The organism is Carboxylicivirga sp. M1479 (assembly GCF_007097485.1).
Classification (GTDB): Bacteria; Bacteroidota; Bacteroidia; order Bacteroidales; family Marinilabiliaceae; genus Carboxylicivirga.
On record NZ_VKDE01000058.1, the window covers coordinates 1 to 6,752 of the forward strand.

At 34.4% G+C, this 6,752-nt stretch carries 7 protein-coding genes; 6 read left to right on the forward strand and 1 reads right to left on the reverse strand.

Features of this window, described 5'->3' with window-relative positions; translation table 11 throughout:
* The first annotated feature begins 160 nt into the window (after window positions 1-160).
* From FNN09_RS20545 to FNN09_RS20570, 6 genes are all read left to right on the forward strand, one after another.
* Window positions 161-838, forward strand: coding sequence for a hypothetical protein (locus FNN09_RS20545; RefSeq protein ID WP_143304371.1), 678 nt, complete (start codon window positions 161-163; stop codon window positions 836-838).
* 252 nt (window positions 839-1,090) lie between these two features.
* Window positions 1,091-1,549 (forward strand): hypothetical protein, encoded by a 459-nt coding sequence (locus FNN09_RS20550; protein WP_143304372.1) that lies wholly within the window; start codon window positions 1,091-1,093, stop codon window positions 1,547-1,549.
* Window positions 1,550-3,278: 1,729 nt separating this feature from the next.
* Window positions 3,279-3,830 (forward strand): hypothetical protein, encoded by a 552-nt coding sequence (locus FNN09_RS20555; RefSeq protein WP_143304373.1) that lies wholly within the window; start codon window positions 3,279-3,281, stop codon window positions 3,828-3,830.
* A 320-nt stretch (window positions 3,831-4,150) separates the two neighbouring features.
* Window positions 4,151-4,816, forward strand: coding sequence for a lipopolysaccharide assembly protein LapB (locus FNN09_RS20560; RefSeq protein ID WP_143304374.1), 666 nt, complete (start codon window positions 4,151-4,153; stop codon window positions 4,814-4,816).
* 217 nt (window positions 4,817-5,033) lie between these two features.
* Window positions 5,034-5,684 (forward strand): hypothetical protein, encoded by a 651-nt coding sequence (locus FNN09_RS20565; RefSeq protein WP_143304375.1) that lies wholly within the window; start codon window positions 5,034-5,036, stop codon window positions 5,682-5,684.
* 240 nt (window positions 5,685-5,924) lie between these two features.
* A complete protein-coding gene (locus FNN09_RS20570; RefSeq protein ID WP_143304376.1) occupies window positions 5,925-6,470 on the forward strand; it encodes a hypothetical protein in 546 nt (181 codons plus the stop codon).
* Window positions 6,471-6,540: 70 nt separating this feature from the next.
* Here FNN09_RS20570 and FNN09_RS21390 read toward each other — a convergent pair.
* On the reverse strand, window positions 6,541-6,752 hold a 212-nt coding region (locus FNN09_RS21390; protein WP_221932551.1), incomplete at its 5' end, for a hypothetical protein.

Sequence of the window (6,752 nt, forward strand, 5' to 3'; positions counted from 1 at the left end):
TACTTATATTTAGATCAGAAAAGAAAGCTTGGCATTGCCAAAAGAATACAAAAACAGATTGACAAATATGGATTTAACCCTGATGAACTCAACTTTGCATCAAGCTGATTTACAGGACTTAAATTTTACGTTAGTCAGAAGTTAAAAAAGGACATTCAACATGAAACAAAATATTTTGTTAGTAATATTCATCATGACTTTATTTTCATGTTCCAAATTCGACAGTGAAGTCATTAGGAATCATCAAATATTAAATGTTGTTCTAAATGATAGATTGACCTTAGCAAATCAAAATATTGGAATATCAGAAGTAAACGGCATAATCCAAGTTAAGGACATAATATTAATTGCGGATTCTAAATCTGACATAACCTTTGATAGTAAAAGAAATAATCTTAGAATGTTCAATTCTATTACTCCAAGTGTTGGTCATCCTTTCTATATGGATTCTATAAATTACATTTTAAAACAGTTACCGAGACTTTCGAGCCATTCGTGGAATACAGAACTCCTAACCGAAATAGTTAAAATTGAAAACCCTAAAGACGAATTTGAAAAAGAAACGCAACATAAAACAGAACTTTGGATTTCTAAGAACAAGAAAGAGAATAGTTATCTAGTTGTAACTGAACCAATTTTTAATCCAAGAGGAGAAGTCATTATTTCAGCAAAAATATTTACAGACGGATTCAACATTGAGAAGTGTTACATCATGGGTAAATCAGAATCTAATTGGAAAATAAAAGAGTGTCTAACAGCATTTTCTTTGATTAGAACCGAAGTTTTGGAAGATAGAGAAATAGAAAGTGAAATATTTATAGGTTATTCAGACAAATAAAAACCTGCCCACAACACGCTAGTATAAAGCAATTGGCGTTCGTGTGCAATTGGAAGTTAGGTCGGGTAATCGACCACCGCCAAATCTTTGATTTGGCTTTAGAAATGAGAAGATAAAAACAAATAAAAGATTTGGCTCAGAGAATTTTTGGAGGTTCGGTTTCATTAAACTGCCAATCGCTTCATCTAGCCAAACGTTAGCCACTATTGAAAAATATAACACTAAAGGCATTAAATTAAAAATATAAACTGAATGAAAACGCTATCAATGGACAGAATTAAATCTTTAAACAGGCAGTTTATATTACTAATCTTAGTTGTATTCTCATTTGTTTCTTGTCAACCAGAAGAGAAGGATACTGTTATGGTGGAGCATTTTATGGAGATTTATTCATCAAAAGGAGCTGATGAAGCATTAACATACTTTTATAGTACTAATCCACATTTAAGTGACGTAGAGGCTGCAAAAGAAGCGATAGATAGTTTTATACCGAAATTTGGAATGTTACGAGGTTATGAATTAATAAAAACTTCGAGAATAAATGACTCTTATTCTATACATAGCTATATTTTACTTTATGAGTTACAGCCAGTGAGGTTCTCTTTTGTTTTGTATAAACCAAGTAACGAGTGGAGGTTTCAGTATTTTAGATATGATAGTAACTTAAAAGAAGAAATGACAAACTCATTAGTAGTGACATGGGATTCTTGACCCATAACTTACATATCATGCGAAACTATAATAAAACAACAGTGGCTAACAAACCGTAATAAAGCATAAAGGGCATAGTGTAATTTGGTTGGTTTGTAGCTTCAGCAACCACCGCCAAATCACTGATTTGGCTTTTGAAATGAAAACTTAAAACAAAATACAGCGCTTTGGCTCTGCTAATTATGGAAAGTATCTAAGGTTAAATCCCTTTACGCTTTATACGGCAGGCCGTTGGGGTTAATTCACCACATGGCGCACAAAATTAAATTGTTTAGTAATTATGTTGAATACAAAAGGAATAGGTTGCTTTTATAAAGAAATGCCAGATGATTCAAGAGAAATATCAAATTAATATTACCATGAATGCTGAATCTGAGAAAGACAATATTGATATTTAAAGCTAACGTAAATCCAAAATGACAAGAAAAATAAAACTATATAAGAAACTATGCTTGTATCTTATAGCGCTCGTTTTGGTATTTGTTACTTTCCATTTTAACTTATTTAGTTCTTTTAATTTTATAACAGCTAGACTTGACAAATTAAATGGGAAATTAGTTTACCCTCAATGTGAGTTTAGTGGACAGGATTTGGTAAAATTGAATGAAGTATCAAAATCAATTGGCTTTACCGTCGTTTATGTGGATTGCGAACTTTTTTATACAAATGGAATGGAAAGTTACTATAGGATAATGAATCAAGCATTTTCACTGAAGTATGGAGATGATTGGCTTGACAGATTAAATGAGTTGAATATAAGAACTAACCCCAACAATGGCTTATAAAGCACAAGTGAGCCGACTAATTTTGGTTGGTTCGTAGCTTCAGCAACCACCGCCAAATCGCTGATTTGGCTTTTGAAAAGTATAAGATAAAAACAAAATCAACGCTCTGGCTACCTAGCATTTTGAAAGGTAAATTTGGTAACAAATCACTTTCGCTTCATAGCCTCGTCCGTTAGACCTCATTTGGGACACAAAAACGCAAGATTTAAAAGGACAGCAATCATTGGCTGTTGGGTGAACCGCCTCAGCCTATCAGCGTTAAGAAAATTTTGAACTGGGAGCGTAACAAACCAAAGCTGTCTGAGTCCGTTGAAAACGGATGAGTTCTTTGGTTTTAGCGGACAGAAGAAATTTTTAGCAAGAGGGGCTGCAGCGGAGATTTTTTGTTTCCTTTTTCATGGTTGGAAAAAGGAAAAGCCCGTCTGGCTTGAAGACAATAAACTAAAAACCAACTGCTCAACCGAATACCTGGGCATTGACTCACAATACTGAAAAAACAAATGTGAAGTTAAGAGGGAAACTATTCGCGAAGCTGATTCACTGCTTAAAGAGCATTTGCTTTTTCAAGTTCGGACTAAATGACAACATAATCCAGTGATTCAGTAGCTTATGAGTTGATTAGTTGATGAAGGCAAGAATAAGATTGATAAAACGAGAATATAACAAGCACTGGACGGATTTAGAATTCGATGAATCATTTATCTTTAGAATAAAAACGAGGTCTAACACGCTTCAATAGCGCAAAAGGGGATCAGTGCATTTTGCAAGGGCACAGCATCGGCCAGCAACGCCAAAGGCTGATTTAGCCTTAGAATTAAAAGTTAATACAAAATACAGCGCTTTGGCTCAGCATATTCTGGAAAGAAGCTAAGGAGTATTCCCCCTTTCAGCGCCATGTAGCGAGACCGTTGTGTGCAAGCTAAACCCAGAACGCAAACTATAAAATGAAAAAAATAATCCAAACCATTCTGAACCCAAATTTGACAGCCATGATTCTTTATGGGGTGGTTTCATTTATCGTCCTGACAGCATATGTCTGGAGGTTTTCATTTGTTTGGGAATTCCTTTTTAGCGTAACTCATTATATAATTGGACTGCTAGCTATATTAGCTTTTGGACTTAAATTCACCTACAAAATGGATAAAAAGCATGGCGCAAAACTGAAACGCTATGTTTGGATTTCAATAGCTCAATTGATTATTATATGGATGGTGTCAAACCCAATGAGAACGTGGCAAATTGAAAGTTCAAAAAACAAAGCCGGACTAATAATAGAATCCTTGGAGACATACAGGTTGCAAAACGACTGTTACCCTGCATCATTAGCTGAACTTGGTAATAAACTTAACCTTGACCTACCAAAATGGACGAATATCGGGACAAAATATTTATACACCCAATATGGTGACGAGAACTATAGTTTAGCATTCACTTCTTATTATGGATATATGGCTAGCTATTATAATGAATATGGTAAATGGGGTTTTACGGACTAATAAAAGCCAGCACACAACACGCTGCTATAGCGCATTCGGGTTACGTAGCACCTTGGTAAGTTTAACGCTTCGGCAATCACCGCCAAATCGCTGATTTGGCTTAAAATGAAAAGATAAAACAAATACAACGCTTTGGCTCAGCTCAATTTGGAAATATTGTAAGGATAAAACCCCTCACGACGCCATGCAGCCACCGTTGGGCAGTATTAAATCCGTATCGTAGAAAAATATAATAAAACATCACTCTAAATTGCGGAATAAGTAGAATTTGGATGTGCTAGGATGAGTTGAATTATAAAAAAGTTGAACAAATGGGATACATGGGATTTGGATTACAAAAATGGATTTACTCTCAAAAACCTAGAAAAGCATTTTCAAAGGACAGAAAACCTATTGGCAATACAATACAAAATCATGAAACAAAAGGAGCTTTTAAGGATGATACGATTCATCTAATTGGACGCCTGAAAGAAAAGCATACAGAAACTGAAAAAAGGAGAATTCGCATTCTAAATAAATATAGTGGCATGTTAAAAGCCATTCTTATCTCCTTTGCTGTATTAATTTTGCTTTTGGGGGCAATCAATTTTGGTTTAAATAAAGAGTCACAAGAAAAAGCTCAAGTTGCAAGACAAGAAATGATTAATAAGAGAATAAAAAAAGAAGAACAACGTGCCTTTAATCTTGTACTTGAATATGGTCAGAACCATTTGCGGAATAAAGAATATGAATTAGCAATCAAAGAGTTTGAACAATTAACCATAAATAATCCTGACAATATAAGGGCAAAAGAGGCTTTAGCGAATGCATTATACTTTGCTTGTATTGAAAAGAATATAGAATGTGATAGGGTTTTAAAAGTCTACGACGAGCTAAAGCAAATAGCAGTAAAAGAACAATATATTCAGAATGTAGCTGCAATTTATATTCATAAAGGTGATTTTGAGGGAGCTGATATCGAATTAAATAAACTAAAAAATAAATAACACTGCCCAACACGCTAGTATAAAGCAACTGGCGGTCGTGACTTTTTACAAGTTCGCAGCTACGATGACCACCGCCAAATCTTTGATTTGGCTTTAAAAATGAAAAGATAAAAACAAATAAAAGATTTGGCTCAGAGAAGTTATGGAAGGTTTGGTTCGTTAAATTGCCAATCGCTTCATCTAGCCAAACGTTGGGCACAAGCAACAAACGCAATAAATGAATAGAATAACTCTCATTATGACACTCCTGACTATTGGAATCAATTGCTATTCGCAAAATGACACCCTATATCTGGAACAGGAATATGTGGAACTAAACGGTGAAAGGTTTAATAAATCTGCATTATCCGGAGATAAAACAGGAGAGTGGGTTGAATATGGGATGCATGTTAATAGTATCATTGACTTTGAGGAATGGCTAGGAAGTGGAGATGGTTTTCATACACGTGAAAATGTTAAGTTCGAATATAGACCCCTGAAAAAAGGAGAATATTTTGGAATACGTTATTTAATAAGTGAAAAATCAGACACTATTAATGGGGACGTATACTACCATTGCAGTTATCTTGAAATTAGAAATAAAATACCTTCAGAGCTTTATTATATAAAGGCAAAAGGAAGTTATGTGAGTAATCAAAAAGAAGGTGAGTGGAAATTTTATTACCCATCAGGAAATATCTTGAAGAATATTACTTATAAGAATGGAGTTCCTGTCGATAATTTCAATATTTATAGGAAAAATGGCAATGTTATGATTGAAATAATAAAAATAAATAATGCAGCTTGGACTGTAACGAAATATAATAAGGACGGCCTAAAACTTGAGACTGCAATTAAGAAAATAGAACAGTTTGATATTCTATATTAGAAATGCCAGTGCCCAACAAACCGTTATAAAGCATAAAGGGCATAGTGTAATTTGGTTGGTTTGGAGCCTTGGCAACCAACGCCAAATCACTGATTTGGCTTTTGAAATGAAAACTTAAAACAAAATACAGCGCTTTGGCTCTGCTCAATATGGAAAGTATTTAAGGTTAAATTCCTTTACGCTTTATACGGCAGGCCGTTAGGTGCAAAACAAACCAAGGCGCTCAAAAATAATAATTGAATGTACGACCTAATAAAACCAAATACAGAATGGAGAAAAATTGCAAAAGACTTTGATGGAACTATAAAAGTAGGTGGTGTTTTATCGGCAACTCAAATGCAGATTTCAAGAAAAGGTTTAGCATTTAATATTAAGACTAGTTACTCAAATGACAATTTATGGTCCGCAAGGACTATCATTCATTGCACTTTTCATTACAGACAAGAATGTTCTGTTCGCATAACCAAAAATATTTGGACTTCAATGCTTGGTAATAAAGACGGAATTTTAACTGTTTCAAACGGGTTTAATGAACTGAAGGAAAACTTACAGAATAATGCAACTATAGCTGAATTTAGAAAGAAAAGAAAATCATTTTCATTAATTTTCAAGACGGAAGGGATTGTTGCTAAAGACTATGAGATTCTTCCTATGATTCAGATAAAATTGACAGGATTTCTTAAAAAGAAGGAAGATTTTAGAGACGTTTTTGAGTTAATGAGTGAACTGGCGAAAGTATTATTAAATGAAAAAATAATAAGTTCTGCACCTAACACGCTAGTATAAAGCAATTGGCGTTCGGAGCTTTTGGAAGTGCAGTTTGTTAGTCGAACACCGCCAAATCTTTGATTTGGCTTTAGAAATAAAAAGGTAAAAACAAATAAAAGATTTGGCTCAGAGGATTTTGGAGGTTTAGTTTGGTTAAATTGCCAATCGCTTCATCGTGTGCCGAGAAGTAGTGAACGGCAAAATATTCACTACATGCTGTAAATTGAGATGGTGGAAACCAGTTGTAGGGTTGAGCCACTGAGGTCGTCTTGCAGGAGGAGGCTTCAAACCGCCCAAAGG